The sequence below is a fragment of the Actinoplanes sp. NPDC019969 genome (genome assembly GCF_055562375.1).
In genome coordinates this window covers 49,498-70,198 of sequence record NZ_JBVHFK010000007.1, presented here as the reverse complement: position 1 = coordinate 70,198, position 20,701 = coordinate 49,498, and the positions used below count along the sequence as shown (strand labels likewise).

General features: G+C 72.3%; 13 protein-coding genes. 7 read left to right on the top strand and 6 right to left on the bottom strand.

Annotated elements, in window-relative coordinates; translation table 11 throughout:
- The first annotated feature begins 40 nt into the window (after nucleotides 1-40).
- From ACZ3II_RS21510 to ACZ3II_RS21495, 4 genes are all read left to right on the top strand, one after another.
- Nucleotides 41-1,252, top strand: coding sequence for an acyl-CoA dehydrogenase family protein (locus ACZ3II_RS21510; RefSeq protein ID WP_465519467.1), 1,212 nt, complete (start codon nucleotides 41-43; stop codon nucleotides 1,250-1,252).
- Nucleotides 1,252-2,787, top strand: a complete 1,536-nt coding sequence (locus ACZ3II_RS21505) for an AMP-binding protein (protein ID WP_465519466.1) — start codon at nucleotides 1,252-1,254, stop codon at nucleotides 2,785-2,787. Before ACZ3II_RS21510 ends, ACZ3II_RS21505 begins: the two co-directional genes overlap by 1 nt.
- 9 nt (nucleotides 2,788-2,796) lie before the next feature.
- Nucleotides 2,797-3,606: an SDR family oxidoreductase gene (locus ACZ3II_RS21500; RefSeq protein ID WP_465519465.1), complete on the top strand. Its 810-nt coding sequence runs from the start codon at nucleotides 2,797-2,799 to the stop codon at nucleotides 3,604-3,606.
- Between the two features lie 66 nt (nucleotides 3,607-3,672).
- Complete coding sequence (locus ACZ3II_RS21495) at nucleotides 3,673-4,146, top strand: DUF6879 family protein (RefSeq protein ID WP_465519464.1); 474 nt, start codon at nucleotides 3,673-3,675, stop codon at nucleotides 4,144-4,146.
- Nucleotides 4,147-4,169: 23 nt separating this feature from the next.
- Here ACZ3II_RS21495 and ACZ3II_RS21490 read toward each other — a convergent pair whose 3' ends face one another.
- Nucleotides 4,170-9,431: a DUF3320 domain-containing protein gene (locus tag ACZ3II_RS21490; protein WP_465519463.1), complete on the bottom strand. Its 5,262-nt coding sequence runs from the start codon at nucleotides 9,429-9,431 to the stop codon at nucleotides 4,170-4,172.
- Nucleotides 9,432-9,480: 49 nt separating this feature from the next.
- Nucleotides 9,481-11,055 carry an FAD-dependent oxidoreductase gene (locus tag ACZ3II_RS21485; protein ID WP_465519462.1) on the bottom strand — a complete coding sequence of 525 codons (1,575 nt, stop codon included), beginning with the start codon at nucleotides 11,053-11,055 and terminating at the stop codon, nucleotides 9,481-9,483.
- A gap of 127 nt (nucleotides 11,056-11,182) precedes the next feature.
- Between ACZ3II_RS21485 and ACZ3II_RS21480 the strand changes: the two genes are divergently transcribed.
- A complete protein-coding gene (locus ACZ3II_RS21480) occupies nucleotides 11,183-11,764 on the top strand; it encodes a helix-turn-helix domain-containing protein (protein ID WP_465519461.1) in 582 nt (193 codons plus the stop codon).
- 98 nt (nucleotides 11,765-11,862) lie between these two features.
- On the opposite strand, the gene ACZ3II_RS21475 is transcribed toward ACZ3II_RS21480, so the two are convergent.
- Genes ACZ3II_RS21475 through ACZ3II_RS21460 form a run of 4 tightly spaced genes read right to left on the bottom strand, consistent with a single transcriptional unit; the run spans nucleotide 11,863 to nucleotide 16,463 of the window.
- Complete coding sequence (locus tag ACZ3II_RS21475; RefSeq protein ID WP_465519460.1) at nucleotides 11,863-12,804, bottom strand: NAD(P)-dependent oxidoreductase; 942 nt, start codon at nucleotides 12,802-12,804, stop codon at nucleotides 11,863-11,865.
- Nucleotides 12,805-12,862: 58 nt separating this feature from the next.
- A complete protein-coding gene (locus tag ACZ3II_RS21470; RefSeq protein WP_465519459.1) occupies nucleotides 12,863-13,543 on the bottom strand; it encodes a hypothetical protein in 681 nt (226 codons plus the stop codon).
- Between the two features lie 5 nt (nucleotides 13,544-13,548).
- Nucleotides 13,549-14,289 (bottom strand): hypothetical protein, encoded by a 741-nt coding sequence (locus ACZ3II_RS21465; protein WP_465519458.1) that lies wholly within the window; start codon nucleotides 14,287-14,289, stop codon nucleotides 13,549-13,551.
- 56 nt (nucleotides 14,290-14,345) lie between these two features.
- Complete coding sequence (locus ACZ3II_RS21460) at nucleotides 14,346-16,463, bottom strand: PhoX family protein (RefSeq protein ID WP_465519457.1); 2,118 nt, start codon at nucleotides 16,461-16,463, stop codon at nucleotides 14,346-14,348.
- A gap of 310 nt (nucleotides 16,464-16,773) precedes the next feature.
- Here ACZ3II_RS21460 and ACZ3II_RS21455 point away from each other — a divergent pair, with 310 nt between their 5' ends.
- Together ACZ3II_RS21455 and ACZ3II_RS21450 are read left to right on the top strand one after the other, a co-directional pair.
- On the top strand, nucleotides 16,774-19,266 hold the full coding sequence (locus tag ACZ3II_RS21455; protein ID WP_465519456.1) for an alpha-L-arabinofuranosidase C-terminal domain-containing protein: 2,493 nt from the start codon (nucleotides 16,774-16,776) through the stop codon (nucleotides 19,264-19,266).
- An 11-nt stretch (nucleotides 19,267-19,277) separates the two neighbouring features.
- Complete coding sequence (locus tag ACZ3II_RS21450; RefSeq protein ID WP_465519455.1) at nucleotides 19,278-20,678, top strand: family 43 glycosylhydrolase; 1,401 nt, start codon at nucleotides 19,278-19,280, stop codon at nucleotides 20,676-20,678.
- The last annotated feature ends 23 nt before the right edge of the window (nucleotides 20,679-20,701 follow it).

Sequence of the window (20,701 nt, the reverse complement as noted above, 5' to 3'; positions counted from 1 at the left end):
TTACCGCCGAGTTAACCTGCTGGCGGAGGGGCTGTCCGACGTGGAGTTCTGGCTCGATCTCAACGATGAGCAGCGGGAGCTGCGGGACTGGGTGCACGGGTTCGCCGAGTCGGTGATCCGGCCCGCGGCGGCCGAGTGGGACGAGCGGGAGGAGACTCCCTGGCCGGTTCTGCAGGAGGCGGCGAAGATCGGGCTGTACGGGTTCGAGTTCCTCGCCAACACCTGGTCGGACCAGTCGGGGCTGAGCCTGCCGATCGCCAACGAGGAGATGTTCTGGGGTGACGGCGGGATCGGCATGGCGATCTCCGGCACGTCGCTCGCGGTGGCGGCGATCTTCGGGTCGGGGACGCCGGATCAGCTGGTCGAGTGGGTGCCGCAGTGTTTCGGGGACGCGGACGATCCGAAGGTGGGGGCGTTCTGCAGCACCGAGCCGGAGGCCGGGTCGGATGTGGCGTCGATGCGGACCCGCGCGGTCTACCACGAGGCGACCGACGAGTGGGTGATCAGCGGGCAGAAGGCGTACGCCACCAACGGCGGCATCGCGAACGTGCACGTGGTCACCGCCAGTGTGGCGCCGGAGCTGGGCTCGCGGGGGCAGGCCGCGTTCATCGTGCCGCCGGGGACGAAGGGCCTGGCCGGCACCCGCAAGCTGAAGAAGCTGGGGTTGCGCGCCTCGCACACCGCCGACGTGTTCCTCGACGACGTGCGGGTGCCGGGGAGCTGCCTGCTGGGCGGCAAGGAGGCCCTCGACAAGCGGCTGGCCCGGGCCAGAGAGGGGCAGCGCCGGTCGGGGCAGGCGGCGATGCGCACGTTCGAGCTGTCCCGGCCGGCGGTCGGCGCGCAGGCGATCGGGATCGCCCGGGCGGCGTACGAGTACGCCCTGGAGTACGCGAAGACCCGGGTCCAGTTCGGCCGGCCGATCATCGAGAACCAGGCGGTGGCGTTCGCGCTGGCGGACATGCGGATGGAGATCGACGCGGCGCGGCTGCTGGTGTGGCGGGCGGCGTGGATGGGCCGCAACGACAAGCCGTTCACGGCCGGTGAGGGGTCGATGTCGAAGCTGAAGGCCGGCGAGGTGGCGGTCGCGGTCACCGAGAAGGCGGTGCAGATCCTCGGCGGTGCGGGTTACCTGCGGGAGCATCCGGTGGAGCGGATGTTCCGGGACGCCAAGATCTACACCATCTTCGAGGGTACGTCGGAGATCCAGCGCCTGGTCATCGCCCGTGCCGTGTCCGGCGTGCAGATCCGCTGATGAGCGCGCTGTTCGTCGCCGCGACGATGGCGCGGCGGGGACTGCTGACGCCCGGCGCGCCGTGGCGGGTGGCGCGGCAGTTCGCGGCGCTGGGGCGCTGGGGGTTCGGGCTGGCCGGCGAGTTGCGGCAGGCGGCGGCCCGGAGCCCGGAACGGGTCGCGGTGATCGACGACGAGCGCGAGGTGACGTACGCCCAGCTGCTGGAACGTGCCGAACGGCTCACCATGGGCCTGCCGGTGAACCCGGGTGACCGGGTCGGGCTGCTGTGCCGCAACTCGGCCCGGATGATCGAGGCCCTGATCGGTGTGACGTCGAAGGGCGCCGACCCGGTGCTGGTCAACACCGGGCTGTCGGCGCACCAGCTGGAGACCGTGGTGAAGGAGCAGCGCCTGGCCGCGCTGATCCACGACGACGAGTTCGGTGACCGGCTGCGCCTGATCGAGGGCACGTTCGGCGAGCGGCGGGTGGCGGAGCTGATCGCGTCGGCGGCGACAACCCGGCCGGAACCTCCGGAGCGCCCCGGCCGTACCATCGTGCTGACCTCCGGGACCACCGGCATGCCGAAAGGCGCCCGCCGCCCCACGCCCGGCGGTTTCCGCCCGCTCTGCTCGATGATCGACCGGATCCCGTTGCGGGCGGGCGAGCGGATCCTGATCGCCGCGCCGCTGTTCCACACCTGGGGTTTCGCCGGGCTGCAGATCGCGCTGGCGTTGCGCGCCACGATCGTGCTGCGGCGGCGCTTCGACCCGGCGGCGGTGCACGAGACCCTGGTCCGCGACGAGATCGGCGCGCTGATCGCCGTACCGGTGATGGTCCAGCAGTTGATGGAGCTCGAACCGCAAGCGAGGCCGCACGCCTTGCGGATCGCCGCGGTGAGCGGCTCGGCGTTGCCGGGTGGGCTGGCGACCCGGTTCATGGACCGGTACGGCGACGTCCTCTACAACCTGTACGGCTCGACCGAGGCGTCGTGGGTCTCCATCGCCACCCCCGCTGACCTGCGGGAGGCTCCGGCGACGGCGGGACGGCCGCCACGCGGCACGCATCTCACGATCCTGGGCGACGACGACCAGCCGGTGAGACACGGTGAGACCGGCCGGATCGTCGTGAGCAACGAGATGCTGTTCGAGGGATACACCGGGCAGAACGCCGAGCGAAGCACACGGGTGAACCTCGGCGACCTGGGGCATCTCGACGGGAAGGGCCGGCTCTACGTCGACGGCAGGGCGGACGACATGATCGTCTCCGGTGGGGAGAACGTCTTCCCCGCCGAGGTCGAGGACCTGCTCGCCGCGCTCCCCCAGGTCCGCGAGGTGGCGGTGATCGGCGTCCCGGACCGCGCCTGGGGTCAGCGGCTGGCCGCCTACCTGGTGCTGCGCCCCGGTGAACGGCTCGATCCGGAGGCGGTCCGCGAGCACGTACGCCACCACCGGGCGCGGTTCTCCGTACCCCGCGACGTGATCTTCCTGGACGAGCTGCCCCGCAACGCCACCGGCAAGATCCTGGCCCGGGAGTTACCGAGGCCCGCGGCGGGGTAACCGCCGGTCATGCCTGAACGTTTCGACAGCTACGCCAGGGCCGCCATCGTCACCGGCTCGGACTCCGGGATCGGCGAGGCGATCGCGGTCGCGCTGGCCGGCGCCGGGTTCGACGTGGGTGTAACCTACCGGTCCGACCGGGACGGCGCCGAGCGGACCGCGGAGAAGGTACGGGCCGCCGGCCGCCGCTGCGAGGTCCGGCACCTCGACCTGTCCCGGCTCCCCGGGGCCGCGGACGTGATCGACGACCTCGCGGACGCGCTCGGCGGCCTCGGCGTGCTGGTCAACTGTGCCGGGACCGGGATCGCCACCCCGGTCGTCGACACCGGCTGGGACGACTGGCGGCAGGTCCTCTCGGTCGACCTGGACGGCCCGTTCCTGTGCGCGCAGCGCGCCGCACGCCGGATGATCGCCGCCCGCCGCGGTGGCCGGATCGTCAACATCACCAGCGTGCACGAGCACGCGCCGCGGGTCGGCTCGGGCGCCTACTGCGCGGCGAAGGGTGGCCTGGGCCTGCTCACCAAGGTGATGGCGCAGGAGCTGGCGGCGGCCGGGATCACCGTGAACGCGGTCGCGCCGGGTGAGATCGCGACGCCGATGACCGGCAACGAGGACGTGGACCCGTTCACCGTGGAGCGGCCCGGGGTCCCGGCCGGGCGGCCCGGCGACGCGAACGAGGTGGCGGCCGTGGTGGCGCTGCTGGCGTCCCCGGCGGCGGCGTACGTCACCGGCGCCTCCTGGGTGGTGGACGGCGGGATGCTGCTGATGGGCCCGCAGGCCGGCTCGCACCTGGGCACCGGCGAGTGGCGCGACGGCTGACCGGGGAGTTTTCCTGCCCGCTGCATGAAGGGTGGACCCACCGGATTCACGATGGTCTGGTGGGTCATGCGGTTGCTGGCGGCTGACGCGTTCGAACGGCTGTTCCGGTCCTTCGAACGGACCGTGTTCCACCTGGAGGTACGGGACGGCCCGGAGGCGGCGGCGCCGTTTCGGCGGCCGTGGCTGGAACTGGTCCGTGACCTCACCGACGCGGGCCGCAGCGTGCGGCGGCTGCGGGTGATCCCGGTGCCGCACCCCGATCACACCCGGTGGCTGTTGAGCGTCTCCGGCGCGAACCTGGAGGCCGGTGAGGAGATCCGCTGGCTGCCCCGGCCCGTCGACGGCGGGGACCCGGCGGTCTCCACCGACGACTTCTGGCTGTTCGACGACCGCCGGGTGGTGTTCACCCTGTTCACGGCGTCCGGCGTGTTCGCCGGCGGCGCGGCCACCGAGGATCCGGGGCTCGTCCGGCACTGCGCGCGGACCCGGTCCACCCTGTGGGCGGCCGGGATTCCGCACGAGGACTACATCAGAGCTTGACCGACATCAGAGCTTGACCGACATCAGAGCTTGACCGGGTCGTACGTGGAACGCCGCGGCAGGGTCGCCGGATCGGGCAGGTCGAGCAGGTCGTCCTCCGGCGCCGCGATCAGGCCGTTGCGGTGCGCGATCAGCCGGTCCGCCTCGACCAGGTCGTCGAGCATCGCGGCGAGCCGGGCCGCGCCGGTCCGGCTGCCGCTCCAGCCGAAGAGCCGGCCGGCCGCGGCCAGCAGGTCCTCCCCCTCGACCAGGCCGGCGTCCAGGACCAGGTATTCCAGGGCGAGCTGGAGTTCGGCGTCGGCGACCTGGTCGGGTTTGCGGGTGACCCCGTCGCCGGGCACCCGGACCGCCGGGATCGGTGCTTCGGCGGCGGTCACGAACGTGCCGTCGAAACCGGCGCGGGACGACCGGATCGCCGTCTCGATCGCGGCCTTGACCTGCTGGGTGAGGCGGCTCAGGCCCCACGCCTCGCGGATCCGCCGGGTCAGCACGCCGACGTGGACCGGGCCCTCCACCTCGGCGATCCGCTCGACGGTGCGGATCAGCAGCCGCCGCGCCACGTCGTCGTCGAAGCGGGCGGCGGCGGGCAGCGGGGCGATCTCGGCGCGTTCGTAGGGCAGCGCCCATTCGGGGAGCTGCGCCGGGCGTACGGTCAGCGTCTCGTCCGGGATCTCGGCGAACACGTCCGGGGTGGCCAGGGCGTTCTCGACGGCGACCCGGAGCCGGGCCTCCTCACCGGACCGGTCGGCGTACCAGGCGACGCTCCACACCCGGTGCAGGTGCCAGCCGAGGCCGGCGAGGACCTGGTCCTGCAAGCGGTCCCGGTCCCGGGCGTTACCGGCGCCGGCGCCGTCGAAGAGCACCCCGAGGACGTACGCGTCCTCGTTGCGCACCCCGATCCCGAACCCGACCGGCTCGGCCGGGATCCCCCACGAGTCCAGGGCCGCCAGCACCGACTGCTCGATCGGCGACAGTTCCCGGGGCTCGCCGGGCAGCACCCCGCGCTCGGCGAAGTCCAGGTAGGCGGCCAGCCGCCGTTCGCCCTCGCCGCCCGGCTCCTCCCGGTCGGCGGCGCTGATCGCGGACACCACCTCGACCCGCTGCCGGGCCCGGGTGATCGCCACGTCGAGCCGCCGGGCGCCGGTCGGCCCGCCGGCCGCGCCCAGGTCGGCGCCGGTGGACAGGATGATCACGTCGCGTTCGTCGCCCTGTGCCGCGTCGGCGCCCTCCACCACGAAGTCGCCGAGGAAGCTCTCCAGGTCGGGCCGGCCGGCGAGGGTCGCCTCGACCGCGTCGGCGATCTCGTCGGCGTGCGCGGCGGTCAGGGTGACCACGCCCAGCGACAGCGCCGGCCGGGTGGTGAGGTGGTGCAGGACCCGTTCGGCGACCGTCCGGGCCTCGTCCTCGGGTGCCGCCGTGTACAGCTGGACGCCGAGGTCCGGGCCGGCCGGGTGCGCGGTCGGGAAGGTGACCAGGCGGTTCTGGTAGAACGTCTGGTTGGCGAAGGCGATCAGGTTCTCGTGCCGGCTGCGGTAGTGGCTGGTCAGCGCGAGCCGGGTGAACGCGCCGCAGTCGTTCGCGACCACCAGCACCGACGGCTGGTCGCCGGGCGGCGGGAGCTGCGCGTCGTCGCCGACGATCACCAGCGAGGCGCCGCGGTAGGCGCAGGCGGCCGCGGCGGCCGGGGTCATCCGGGACGCCTCGTCGATCACCACGACGTCGAAGACGGCCTGGTCCGGCAGCAGGCGGCTGACCGCGGCCGGGGGCATCAGCAGGCACGGTTTGAGGGCGGCGACGGTGTCCCAGGCGGCGGCGAGCTGGTCGCGTACCGGTAGGTGCCCGTCGGGTTTGCCGCCCTCGACGCGGATCCGGGCCGGGCCGCCGCCGTCGGTGACGGCCGGGCGGCGGGCGTTGAGGGCCTCGATCACCCGGCCGGCCGCGTCGTGCAGCAGTTCGGCGTCGAGGCGGCGGAACTCGGCGGCCAGTTCGTCACGCTCGGCCGCGGCCAGGGGCTGCAGCCGTTCGTCGTCGGCCAGGATCCGGTCGGTCCAGGCCCGGTACGCGGTCCGTTCCAGGACGTCGCCGAGCCGTTCCACGTCGACGCTGTGGTCGGCGCAGTAGTCGACGACGGTGTCCAGGCCGTATTCGGCGAGGACCCCTCGGGCGGCCAGGTAGTCGAACCACTCGCGCTGCCCGGTCTCGTCGTCGAGCAGGTCGCGCAGCAGGTCACGGGCGGTCTCGTAGCGGTCCAGGGCGGTGCCGAGCCGGACCTGCCGGGCCGGGCCGAACGCGTCCAGGATCCGCTGCCGGGCGGCCTGCCAGTTCTCGATCACCGGGGTGAGGTCGGGTGCGGGGCGGCCGCCGGTCATCGCCTGGGCCTGCTCGTTGTTGAGGGCGGCGTCGGTGCCGGTGCGCAGGGTACGGGTGTGCGCGGTCCACTCGATCGCGTCCTCGAGGGCCCGCAGGTCGGTCTGCTTGCCCTGGAACACCGGGCCGAGGGTGGTCGCGTAGGAGTGGGCGGCGGTGGCGAACGCGTGCTCGGCGTCGAGCACCCCCTGCCGTACCTCGATCACCCCGGCGGCTTCGGCCACGTTGAGGTCGCGCCCGACCGCGTCGCCGAGCTGCCGCAGCACCGCGGCGGTGTCCCGCAACGGCGCGACCTGCGCGCGCATCCAGGTGACGGCGTTCTGCACCGGGCCGTGTCCGAGTTCCGGCCGGGCCGCGGCCTCGGGTTCCGGGCGCAGCGTGGACCGCCAGTGCCGGAACACGTCGCGGGCCTCGGTGACCAGCCGGTGCAGTTCGTCGGCGTTGGCGCGCTGCGGGCCGCAGACGTACTCGACGACCTGGGCGAGCGCTTCCGGCGGGGTCACCCGCAGCACTTCGGCGGCGGTCTGCAGGGCCCGCCCGATCGCCGGGAAGTCGGTGTCGAGCCGCTTCCAGTAGCGGCCGAGCAGCCCGGCGTGCTGCCGTTCGGCGGCGACCAGGCCCTCGTGGGCGCGCCGCCAGCCGACCGCGAGCGGCAGTTCGGCGATCGCCTCGTCGACGGCGACGTCCGGCTGGATCAGTGTGGCCACCGTCTCCTTGTCCCGCCGGTGCGGGGTGAGCAGCTTGCGGGCCCCGCGGTGCACCGTCGCGAACCGTTCGGCCAGTTCCTCGACCGGCTCGTGGAGCACCGCGTCGGTGAAGATGCCACCGGCGGCGGCGCGGGCGGCGTTGGTCGCGTCGACGTGCAGGCGCAGTGCCCCGGCGGCGGCGTGCACTGCCGACTGGGAGCCGGGCGCGAACCAGGCCGGTTCCGGCTTGTCCGGCCGGGCGCCAAGTTCGGCGATCAGGTGGACCAGTTCCACGTCGGAGAAGGTGATCACGTCGGGCAGGCCGAGCCGGCCGGTCGCCCGGTCCAGGTTGCGCTGCTGGTGCTCGAGTTCGTCGGCGTCCGCGGCGAACCGCCCGGAGAGGGCCTTGGCCTCGGCCGCGGTGAGTGGCCCGAGGTGCACGGCGGGCGGGTCGAGGCGCGGCGGCTCGGGCAGGGTGTCGATGTCGAGCGGGGCGGCGAGGATCTCCCAGGACACCCCGGCCCGGTGGCGGACCGCCTCGGCGGCCCGGCGGCTCACCTCGATGCGCTGGCCGAGTTCCTCGGCGGCCAGCCGGATCGGGCGCAGGCTGGCCGCGGTGAGCCAGTGGTCGGCGACGCCGGACGGGCGCTGCGCGGCGTGTTCGGAGAACTCGGCGAGCTGCCCGGCGTCGGTGGGCAGCCGCAGGTGGAAGGCGGCGGCGATGGGCGCGTTGATCGCCGCGGCGGCGGCGAGGGACTCCAGGGCGGTCTGGGCGGCGGCGAGGGCCTCGGCGAGCGGTTCCTGTTCGGCGACCTCCCGCCAGCGGAAGCCGCTGCGTTCCAGGGCCGGGCGCCAGGCGTGGGTGAGGCGGGCGGCGGCGTCGCGGATCCGGTCGATCGCCTCGTCGGTCAGCGCGTCGGCGTGCAGTGCCGGCGCGGGCGCCTCCGGCACGTCCGCGAGCCGGGCGAACCGGCCGATGATCTCGTGCAGGGTGCGGCCGAGCGGTTCGCGGGGTTCGGTCAGGGCTTCGGCGTACGCGTTGAGCTGCTCCCGCCGCTCGCGCAGCGTTGCGCGGGCCGCCTCCTCCAGGCCGGGTGCCGGGAGCGCCATCGCCTCCAGGGCCGCCGCGAGGGTGCCGGCCACCTGCTTGCGTGACGCCCGCGGCCCGTGCAGGTCGAGCAGGTAGTTGCCGAGTCCGGCGGCGGCGAGCCGCTGCGCGACGGTGTCCAGGGCGGTCGCCTTCTCGGAGACGAACAGCACCCGTTTCCCGGCGTGCGCGAGCGCCCCGATCATGTTGGCGATGGTCTGCGACTTGCCGGTGCCGGGCGGCCCGTCGACGACGAAGCTGTGGCCCTCCAGGGCGGCCGCCACGCAGGCCCGCTGGGCGGCGTCGGCGTCGAGCACCAGCGGCACCTCGTCGGGCGGCGCGAGCACGTCGATCTCGTCGTGGGCGACGGGGTGGAACGTGAACGCGCCGGGGGCGCCGTCGCTGTCGGCGAGCGCCCGGACGACCGGGTGGGCCAGGACCCGGTCCTCGTTGTCGATCAGGTCGCGGCGGATCGCCTCGGCGGCCGGATCGAACCGGGCCAGCACCGCGGTCCCGGACGTGCGCCATCCGGTCCGTCCCTCGACCGCCTGCCCGACCCGTGCGGTCAGCCCGGCGACGTCGATCCCGGCGAGGTCGCCGACTTCGGGCAGGGTGACCCCGAGGTGGCGCAGCCGGGCGGTGAGCGCCGGGTTGACCAGCGGGTCGCCGGTTCCGGCGCGCAGCCGGGGCAGGTCGCCGGGGCCGAGGGTGACGAGTTCGGCGGGGATCAGCAGGAGCGGGCTGGCGTACCCGCTGCCGTCGGTGTCCTGCCAGTGCAGCAGGCCGATCGCGACGTACAGCACGTCCACGCCCCGGTCGGCCTGTTCCTGCTGCGCGTGCCGGCGCAGCCGCCGCAGCAGCGGTTCCAGCACGCCGTCCGGCAGGTCGGCGCGGAGGGTCTTGCCGCCTTTGCGGGTGGCCCGGTCCCCCGCGCCGGTCAGTGGGCAGTCCCGGCCGTGCCGCAGCGCCTCCACCACGCCTGACGGGTCGGGGCTGACGATCTCGACCAGGTCGGAGCCGCCTCGCGGCAGGTTGATGAGGCGGTTCGCGCCGCCGGTTCCGACGATCCCCTCGCGCCAGGCCGCGAGCGCCGCCCGGGCGTCGTCGCCCGGCCCGGTGTGTCCTTCAGCATCATCCGGCCGCATGTGCCCATTCCAGCAAGGCGACCGCACCCGCGTACCCGATTTGCCCGGATCAGTGCTGCCGCTGCGCGACCAGCACCGCGTCGTGGATGGTGATCGTCCGGCCCTCCGGGTCGGTCACCGTACGGGGACGGGCCTCGGCGGTCACGACCTTCCAGCCGTCCGGCAGCAGAGCCGCGATCTCCTCCGCCGTGAACAGCATGTCCGGGAAGTGCATCCGGCCCACCGTCGTCGCCAGGTCGGACGGGTGGTGACCGGCGACCAGCAGGGTGCCACCGGGCCCGACCGCCGCCGCCAGCCGGGTGTACAGCTCCCGGCGCGCGTCCGGGGGCAGGTGCATGAACTGGGCGCTGACCAGGTCGTACCCCTCACCCGGCTCGTCCTGGCGCAGATCCGCGTGCCGGAAGGTGATCCGTTCCGCGACGCCTGCCGTGGCCGCGTGCCCGGCCGCCCGGCCCAGCGCGACCGTCGAGATGTCCACCGCCGTCACCTGCCAGCCGCGGTCCGCCAGCCACACCGCATCGGCGCCCTCACCGCAGCCGACGTCCAGCGCCCGCCCGGCCGTCATCGCGCTCACCTCGGCGACCAGCACCGGGTTCGGCCTGCCGCTCCAGACGGCGTCCCGCCCGCGGTACCGCTCCTCCCACGCGTCCTCCTCGAACATCGTGGCGATCCGCTGCCGGTACCCGGCGACCGCCTCCCGGGTGTCCTCCGCGATCAGGTCCATGTTGATCGAGGCCGCCGCGGTCTGCCCGCCGGCCATCGCGACCACCACCGTCGCGCCGAGGTTCGTCACGTTCCCGGCCACCCACACGCCCGGGACCGAGGTCGCGCCCATCTCGTTCGCCGCGATCCGGCTGCCCAGCACGAACCCGTTCATCGCGAACGGCTCCGGGGTGAGCCCCAGCGACTCGGCCACCGCCGACCGCGCGGTGAACCGGGGCGCGACGACGACCGCGTCCACGGCGACCACGTCACCGCCGGTGAGCCGTACCCCCGTCACTTCGTCGCCGGAGACCTCCAGCCCGCCGATCGGGCCCGCCACCACCGGGATGCCGCGGGCGGCCAGCTCCTCGGCCTGCTCGGCGGCCGGCGCCGGGCCACCGTTCAGCAGGAGCAGCACGTGCGGGCTGATCTGCCGCCACATGTGCGCCTGGTGCACGCTCATCGGCCCGGACGCGATCACCCCGATCCGGCGATCCCGCAGCTCCCAGCCGTGACAGTACGGGCAGTGCGCCACGTCCCGGCCCCACCGCGCGGCCAGCCCCGGGACCTCCGGCAGCTCGTCGACCAGGCCGGTCGTCAGCAGCAGCCGGCGCCCCCGGACCACCCGGCCGCCGTCCAGCACCACCCGGAACCCGGCGCCCTCCCGGACCGCCGACTCGGCCCGCGCGGCGACCTGCTCCACGCCGTACCCACGCAGCTCCGCCCACCCGTCGGCCAGCAGGTCAGCCGGCGGCACGCCGTCCCGCCCGAGCACGTTGTGCATGTGCGCGGCCGGCGCGTTCCGGGGCTCGCCACTGTCCACCACCAGCACCGACCGCCGGGACCGGCCCAGCGCCAGCGCCCCGCTCAGCCCGGCCGCGCCGCCTCCGACCACCACGACGTCGTACATCCGCTCGTCCACGGCCCACTCCTCGTCTCTCGCCCGGTCCCGCCCGCCCACCGTGCCCGCCGTTTCCGTCGGGCCCCGGCCTCGCGCTGCACCCCACCGTGCCCGCCGGTCCGGCAACCTGGCAACTATCGTTGCTGTTATGGCAAAAGACCTGGAGTCGGCGCTCGCCTCCGTCGGACCCCGGCTGCGCGAGCTGCGGCAGCGCCGTGAGATGACGCTCACCCGGCTGGCCGAGACCACCGGCATCTCGGTGAGCACCCTGTCCCGCCTCGAGTCCGGCGCCCGGCGCCCCACCCTGGAGTTGCTGCTGCCGCTGGCCGGGGCATACCAGGTGACCCTCGACGAACTGGTCGACGCCCCGGAGACCGGCGACCCCCGGGTCCGGGCCCGCCCGATCGAACGCGGCGGGCACACGTTCATCCCGCTCAGCCGCCGCCCGGGCGGTCCCCAGGCCTTCAAGCAGATCCTGCCGCCCGCCGCGCCGTCGTGCGGCACGGAACAGCAGACCCACGAGGGGTACGAGTGGCTCTACGTCCTGTCCGGCCAGGTCCGCCTGCTGCTCGGCGACCATGATCTGCTGCTCGGCCCGGGCGAGGCCGCCGAGTTCGACACCCGCCTGCCGCACGCGATCCTCAACGCCGGCCACACTCCCGCCGAGCTGATCAACATCTTCGGCCCGCAGGGCGAACGCGTCCACATCCGCGCCCGCCCTACCCGCTGAAACCCCTGTCGGCTGGTTCTCAGGGCTGTCTCGGGCGGGCTGAGACAGCCCCGAGAACCAGCCGGGGTTGAGGCCGGCCACCCGCCGGCCCGGTTGTGTCAGCGGGCGACCAGGTTGCGCAGCGGGCGGCCGGACGTGAAGGCGGCGAGATTCTCGGTGAGGAGAGCGTCCGCGCCCTCGGGACGCCCGCCGGCCGCGTGCGGGGTGATGATGACGTTCGGCTCGTCCCAGAGCGGGGAGGTGAGCGGCAGCGGCTCGGCCGCGAAGACGTCCAGGGCGGCGCCGGCGAGACGGCCGGAGCGGACGGCGTCGAGCAGGGCGGACTCGTCGAGGGTCGCGCCGCGGCCGACGTTGACCACCCAGGCGTGGGCGGGCAGCCGGTCCAGGATCGTGGCGTCGAGGACGCCGGTGGTCTCCGGGGTGGCCGGCAGGATGTCGATCAGCAGGTCGGTGCCCGGGAGCAGGCGGGGCAGTTCGGCGGCGGTGACGACCGGGAAGCCGTGCCGGTCGCCGGGGGTGCGGGCCACGCCGGTCACGTTCGCGCCGAGGGCGGCCAGCAGTGGGGCGAGCCGGGCGGCGATGCCACCGAAGCCCCAGATGACCACGTTCGCGTCGCGCAGCGTACGGAACGAGTCCCTCTGCCGGACCGGTTGCGGGCCGCCGAGCTCGCCCGCCCACCGTTTCCCGATCTGGGCCCGGATCAGCAGGTTGAGCCGGCGCGCGGCGGCCAGCACCAGCCCGAGGGTGTGTTCGGCGACGGTCCGGTCGTGCAGCCCGAGGCCGGCCGTGACCAGCACGTCCGGGGCGAAGCCGGCCTGCAGCACCGCATCGGGCCCGGCGGCGAGGGTCTGCACCCAGCGGACCGCCGTGAGCCGCCGGGCCGCGTCGGTCAGGTTGTCCGCGCTGTTCCCCCACGCGACCAGCACCTCGGCGTCGAGGTGCTGGTCCGGCAGGGGCCGGCGCGCGTCGTAGACAGCGGTCTCCACTCCGGCGGGCAGATCCGGGTCGAGCGCGATGGTGTCCGGCAGCAGAACCTTCATGGCCGTCAGCTTGCCAGTCCCGGATCGGTGGTTGTGGTGGCTGTCTCTACGGCGCGGGTCAGCCGGTGAGGCGTTTGAGTTCGGCGGCCGAGCCGATTGCGGCACGGTGCGTGGGGTCGGCGGCGTACTGCCGGATGATCGAGGCGAGACGGCCCGGCTTCGTGCTGACCATGAAGAAGCCACGGGACTGGACGCCGACTCCGCGGATCGCGAAGCGGTCGACGACGGACACGTCCTGCGGGGTGATGTCCTCCCAGCGCAGCAGCACCGGCCCGCGTGCCGCGCGGAACTCGACGCCCTCGGGGAGCAGCCGGCCGGGCGCCTTCGCCGCCCGCCACCACAGGATGCCGAGGATGGGCAGCCAGATCAGCGTGAGCGGCAGCGAATCGAGCCAGGTCTCCTCGCCGCGGAGGACCTCGCCGACGCGTTCGGGCAGCAGGAAGGCCAGCCAGAGAACCATCAGGCCGGCTGCCGAGAGCACGTTGAGCGGGACGACCGGCGTCTCGAACGACGGCCCCTCGGCGCGGACCAGCACGGCGGGCGAACCGTACCGCTCGGTGCCGGTGAGCAGACCGAAGACGACGAAGAACAGGGCGACGAGCATCGCGGCGACGACGAGCGCGGCGCCCACCCCGTCGTGGAAGAACTGGGCGATGACGCCGACCACGACCGAGGCCACGCACGTGCCGAACAGGAACGCCCGGGTGTGCCGCGTGACGATCCCCTCGAAGCTGATCATGCGGATCAGCGTATGGCCGCGCCGCCACCCCATTCGCTGACCAGGCGATTCCGTTCGGTCTCGGTGCCGATCGCGGCCCGGGCCTCCGGACGGTGCGCGTACCCGTGGATGACGCCGGCCAGGAACACGCTGTCGGTGCTGAGGCTGGAGATCATGGTGATCTCGCCGCTGCGCCGGCCGCGTCTGCGCACCAGGTCCGGGCGGGAGACGTGGAGCAGGATCCGGTGCGCGGAGCCGGCGTGCGCCGGGAACTCGACGCCGTCGAACGCCTCCCACGGGATGAACGTGGCGCCGAGCGACTGCCGGTCCTCGATGCCGTCGGGCCGCAGCCGCACCCCGAACCGGCCCAGGGCGAGCGCCCACCACCAGGCGATCAGGACCACGAACATGCCGGCGAAGAGGATCGCGATCACCCAGGCGGCGTCCCCGGCGAGGGCGTCCTGGACGATGCCGGCGCCCATCGCGGTGCCGAGGGTGGTGGCCAGCGCCGCGCCGAGCACCAGGGCGGGACTGACCGGCACGTCGAACGCCGGGACCTCGGGGCGGGCGACCAGGGCGGCCGGCCGGTAGCGGGCGCCGGCGTAGAAGGCGCCGAGGAACAGCACCAGGTTGACCAGGCCCATCCCGAGCAGGAGCAGCACCGGCACCCGGTCGGTGCGGATCACACCGGCCGCCGCGTAGAGGACGCCGATCACCAGCGCGCCGAGCAGGATGGGCAGCCGGAACCGGGTCGTCCATTCGAACATGTCGATCAGCCTAGTACGGCGGCCGCGACACCGGAGCGTCGCGGCCGCCACACACCTCAGCTGCCGATGGCGCCGCCGTCGGCCTTCCAGGTCACGACCACGGCGGGCTTGGCGAAATCGCCGTCCGGCCAGGTCGACGCCGGTTTGTCGACCGACGCGCCGGTGATCTCGCCGGGGTGCTGGACCGCGACGAAGACCGACTTGTCGTCGCCGGTGATGAACGGGCCGCAGGTCTCGGCGCCCTTGGGCACGGTGAGGAACTGCCGCAGGTGGCCCTTCTCCCTGCCCTCGATCGGCGTCGCGAACAGGCCGTCGTTGCTGCCGAGCGCGTTGCCGTCGGTGGAGATCCAGAGGTTGCCGGCGCTGTCGAAGGCGACGTTGTCCGGGCAGGAGATCGGGGAGACGGCGGTCTTGTCGTACCCGCCGAAGTAGGTGTCGGCGGACGCCGGGTCGCCGCAGACGATCGGCAGCTGCCACGTGAAGGTGGTGCCGGTGTGGTCGCCGCGGGTCTCGGTGATCTCGAAGATGTGGCCGTGCTTGTTGGCGTTGCGCGGGTTGGCCTCGTCCGCCTTGGCGTTGGTGCCGACCCCGCGGTTGGTGTTGTTGGTCATCGCCGCGTAGATCTTGCCGGTGCGCAGGCTCGGCTGGACGTCCTCGGGGCGGTCCATCTTGGTGGCGCCGACCGCGTCACCGGCGAGGCGGGTGAAGGTGAGCACCTCCTCGGCGGTCATACCGGGCACGAACGACCGGTTGCCGGAGACCAGCTTGATCCACTGGCCCTTGCCGTCGAACTTCCCGTCGGTGGGGAGCGTGCCGGTGCCGTCGATCTGGGCCGGGTCGCTGTCGCCGGTCACCTTGGCCACGTACAGCGTGCCCGACTCCAGGAGGGTCAGGTTGTGCTTGCGCGCCCACGGCGAGTCGCTCGCGATGTACTTCTTGTCCGAGACGAACTTGTACAGGTAGTCGAACCGCTCGTCGTCGCCCATGTACGCGACGACGTGGCCGTCCTTGGCGACGATGACGTTGGCGCCTTCGTGCTTGAACCGGCCCATGGCGGTGTGCTTGCGCGGGCGGCCCTCGGGGTCGAACGGGTCGACCTCGACGATCCAGCCGAAACGGTTCGCCTCGTTGGGGTGGGCGGCCAGGTCGAAGCGTTCCTGGGCCCGGTCCCACTTGCGGCTGCCGCTGGGGTAGCGGGCGGTGGTGGTGATGCCGTACCGGTTGAGCTTGGCCTTGACGTCGGCCGGGACCGCGTCGCCGCCGACGAAGTACTGGTTGAAGTTCTCCTCGCCGGACAGCACGGTGCCCCACGGGGTGACGCCGCCGGCGCAGTTGTTCAGGGTGCCGATGACGATCCGGCCGGACGGGTCGGCCTTGGTCTTGACGAGCGCGGAGCCGGCGACCGGGCCGGTCAGCTTGAACTCGGTGGACAGCGCGGTGATCCGGCGGTTGTAGGGCAGGCGACGGCTCTTGACCGGCTTCCACTGCCCGGTGCGCCCGACCTTCTCGATCTCGACGACGGACAGGCCGTGCGCCGCGATGGCGACCTTGAGCTGTTCGACGGTGAGGGCGTCCTGGCTGGTGAAGCCGCGGAACATCAGGTCCTCGTTGGTGTACTCGTGGTTGACCACGAGCAGGGCGCGGTCGCTGCAGCCCGGGATCGGGATGACGCCGACGAAGTCGTTGTTGTAGCCGAACTGCTTCGACTGGGCCGCCGCGGTCTGGTTGTCCACGTCGAACGCGGGCGCGCCGGGCACGACCGGGTCGCCCCAGCGGATCACCACGGAGGACCGGTAGCCCTCCGGGATGGTGAACGCGTCGTTCGTGTTCGGAGCGACCGGCTTGAAGCCGATCTTGCCGGCCTTCGGCTGCGGGTGGTGACCGTGGCCGTGGCCGTGGCCGCCGGGGTGCGCCGCGGGAGCGGCGGTGGCGGGGCCGGCGGCCGCGAGCGCGGAGCCGCCGAAGCCGAGCACCATGGCGCCGACGGCGCCGGCGCGGACCACGCCGCGGCGGCTCATCTCGGCGTTGACGACGTCGCCCAGGTACGGGTTGGCCGACTCGTTCGGCGCGGGGTGGTCACACGCGTTGGCGCAACGGTAAAGGCAGGTCATCGCGTCTCGGCTGCCGCCGCTGTGTCCCAGCAGCGGCAGCAGACGGCGACTGAAGTCCGGCATCGGTTTCGTTCTCCTCGGTCTCGCGCCACCCTGCGGTGACGTGCTGCCCGGACGCTAAGAACCGGAGATGTACGACAACCACCCCCGCGTGGTGGCAGGCGAGTGAACGCGGCGTGAACCTCCGTGACGGCAGCTGAAACCGGTTTCCACAGTAGTGAGCGCTAACAAGTAGGGAGCCTAACCGTTGCAGCGCTGCAAAACCATCGACGTGGAACTCTTGACAGCCCTATCGATGTTTGCGTACACATTGCTGGACCCCTCTCCAGGAAACACTTCTGAAACCGTTGCGATCCGCACCGGAGGACCCCTCATGCCCAAGATCCCCTTCCGCCTCGCGGGAGCGGCCGCCGTCCTGGTGTCGCTCCCGCTGGCGGTCTCCCCTCCGGTCGCCGCCCACGCGGTCGAGCCGGACTACACGATCACGGTGAACCCGGCCGCGACCGGCCCCGCCATCGACAAGTCCATGTACGGCGTGTTCTTCGAGGACATCAACTACGCCGCCGACGGTGGCCTCTACGCGGAGCTGGTCCGCAACCGCTCGTTCGAGTTCAACGCGACCGACGCGAACGGCTTCAACGGCCTCACCGCCTGGACCACCTCCGGGGCGGCCACGGTGACCGACGACGACCAGCGGCTCAACGAGCGCAACCGCAACTACCTCACGGTGAGCGGCGCGACGAGCCTGGTCAACGCCGGTTACAACACCGGCCTGGCCGTCGCCCGGTCGGAGCACTACAACTTCTCGGTGTGGGCCCGGGCCGGCGCGGCCACGACGCTCGAGATCGCGCTGCAGACCGCGGACGGGACCGCGCTGTCGGCCCCGCTCAAGCTCGCGGTCTCCGGCGACACCTGGAAGAAGTACACCGGCACGCTGCGGGCCACCGCCACCAGCGACGTCGCGCGGCTCTCGGTGAAGACCGCCGGGGCGGTACGCCTCGACGAGGTCTCGCTGTTCCCCCGGGACACCTACAAGGGACGCGCGAACGGGCTGCGCAAGGACCTGGCCGAGAAGGTCGCGGCGCTCAAGCCGGGCTTCGTCCGGTTCCCCGGCGGCTGCCTGGTCAACACCGGCAGCATGTACCCGTACGACGCCGCCAACAACTACCCGCGCGCCCGGTCCTACCAGTGGAAGGACACCGTCGGGCCGGTCGAGACGCGGGCCACGAACAAGAACTTCTGGGGCTACAACGCCACCTACGGCCTCGGCTACTACGAGTACTTCCAGTTCTCCGAGGACATCGGCGCGATGCCGCTGCCGGTGCTGCCGGCCCTGGTCACCGGCTGCGGGCAGAACCGCGCCACGGTCGACGAGAAGCTGCTGCAGCAGTACATCCAGGACGCCCTGGACCTGATCGAGTTCGCCAACGGCGCGACCACCACCACGTGGGGCAAGGTGCGCGCCCAGATGGGCCACCCGAAGCCGTTCAACATGACCACGATCGGCATCGGCAACGAGGAGAACCTGCCCGAGGAGTACTGGGCGAACTTCGTGAAGTTCGAGGCCGCGATCAAAGCGAAGCACCCGGACATCACGGTGGTCAGCAACTCCGGGCCGGACGACCAGGGCGCCACGTTCGAGAACCTGTGGGCGAAGAACCGCGCCCACGGGACGGACATGGTCGACGAGCACTACTACAACAGCCCGGCGTGGTTCCTGCAGAACAACAAGCGCTACGACGCGTACGACCGCAATGGCCCCAAGGTCTTCCTCGGTGAGTACGCGTCACTGGACAACAAGCTGTACAACTCGCTCGCCGAGGCCGCGTACATGACCGGCCTGGAGCGCAATGCCGACGTGGTGAAGATGGCGTCGTACGCGCCGTTGCTCGCCAACATCGACAACGTGCAGTGGAAGCCGGACATGATCTGGTTCGACAACGACGAGTCGTGGGGCTCCACCAGTTACCAGGTACAGAAGCTGTTCATGAACAACGTCGGCGATCACGTGATCCCGACGACCACGAGCGGCGGCGGCGTGCAGGCGCCCAAGCCGATCACCGGCGCGATCGGCCTGTCCACCTGGCGGACCGCGGCGACGTACGACGACGTCAAGGTCACCCGGCCGGACGGCACCACGCTGTTCAGTGACGACTTCAGCGACAACAACGCCGACGGCTGGTCCCCGGTGACCAACCGGGGCAACTGGACCGCGGCCGGTGGCGCCTACGCGCAGACCACCACGGACACCGAGGACACCATGGTCAAGGCCGCGACCATCGCGGAGACCGAGTACGACTACACCCTCAAGGCGACCAAGCAGGCCGGCGCCGAGGGCTTCCTGGTCGCGTTCGGCATCCAGGAGACCGGCAACTTCTACTGGTGGAACCTGGGCGGCTGGAACAACACCCAGGGCGCCGTGGAGAAGGGCATCACCAGCGCCAAGGAACAGATCCTGACGAAGCCGAACACGGTGCAGACGGGCAAGACCTACGACCTCAAGGTTCAGGTACGGGGGACGAAGGTCACCCTGTTCCTCGACGGGGTGGAGTGGGCGAGCTTCGACGACAACGCCGTGACCGAGCCGTTCGCGCAGGTCGTCACCGAGGACACCAAGGCCGGCGAACTCATCGTCAAGGTCGTCAACGCGCAGGACACCCCGGCGGTCACGAAGATCGACCTGGGTGGGCGCAAGGTGTCGCGTACCGCCAGGCAGACGGTCATCACCGGTGACCCGGGCGAGTTGAACACCCGCTCGGCCGAGCCGATCCAGCCGGTCACCACGACCGTCTCCGGGATCGCCTCCACGTTCACCCGCGAGTTCGCGCCGAACTCGGTCACCTTCCTGCGCATCAAGACCCGATGAGGAGCCCGCTGATGAACCGACGAACAGTGCTGACGGGCGGCGCCGTGGGTGCCCTCGCCGTCGTCCTGCCGGCGGGCGCGGACGGCGCCCCGCAGGCGAAACCGCTGCCCGGTGATGCTGAGATCTACGGTGTGCCCACCGTCGACCCGCTGATCAGCCAGCGCGCGGACCCCTGGATCACCAAGCCGGTGAACGGCACGTACTACTTCACCGGATCGGTGCCGGAGTACGACCGGCTGATCATCCGCGGCGCCCCCACCATCGAGGGCCTGGCCTCCGCCGAGGAGTCGGTGATCTGGCGCCGGCCCACGAGCGGCACGATGGGCGGCCACATCTGGGCGCCGGAGCTGCACCGGATCGGCGGGCGGTGGTACATCTACTTCGCCGCCGGTGACGCCGGTGACGTGTTCCGGATCCGCACCTACGTGCTGGAGTCCTCGCTCGACGACCCGCGCGACCCGTCCGGCTGGACCCTCAAGGGCAAGCTCGCCACCGAGTGGGACGGCTTCACCCTGGACGCGACCAGCTTCACGCACAAGGGCAAGCAGTACCTGGTGTGGGCGCAGAGCGAGCCGGAGATCGCGGTCAACACCAGCCTGTACATCGCCGAGATGGCGAACCCGTGGACCTTCAGGTCCAAGCCGACCCGGATCGCCACGCCCACGAAGAGCTGGGAGATCATCGGGTACCGGGTGAACGAGGGCCCGGCCGTGCTGATCCGCAACGGGAAGGTGTTCATCACCTTCTCGGCCAGCGCGACCGACGCGAACTACTGCATGGGCCTGCTCACGGCGTCCGCTTCCGCCGACCTTCTGAAGAGGGAGAGCTGGACGAAGAGCCCGGATCCGATCTTCGTGTCGAACGAGCAGACCCAGCGGTACGGGCCCGGGCACAACTCGTTCACGGTCGGCGCGGACGGCAAGACCGACGTGCTCGTCTACCACGCCCGGGACTACAAGCAGATCACCGGCGACCCGCTGTACGACCCCAACCGGCACACCCGGGTGCAGAAGGTCTACTGGCACGAGGACGGGACGCCGCTGTTCGGCATCCCGGTCGGTTCCGGCGGCCCGATCGTCCGGCTGTCGCCCGCCGACGCGAAGCGCTCGTTCGTCAAGCACGAGGGCGACGCGATCCGGGCCGTCCAGGCGCCGCGGGAGCTGGAGCTGACCCAGTTCCGGTTCGTCAAGGCCGCCGACGGCGCCGAGACGATCCAGTCGGTGGACCAGCCGGCGAAGTTCGTCGCGGTCAGCGGCACGACGGTGGCGCTGGGCGCGACCGGCACGCCGGTGACCCGGATCGCCGTGAAGGGCGGCGTGACCATCCGGGTCGCGCCCGGCAAGTTCCTGAAGGTCCTGAAGAACGGGGAGCTGACCGTCGCCGACAAGGCCACGGTCTTCATCCTGAGCTGACCGGCACGATCACCGAGGGGGTG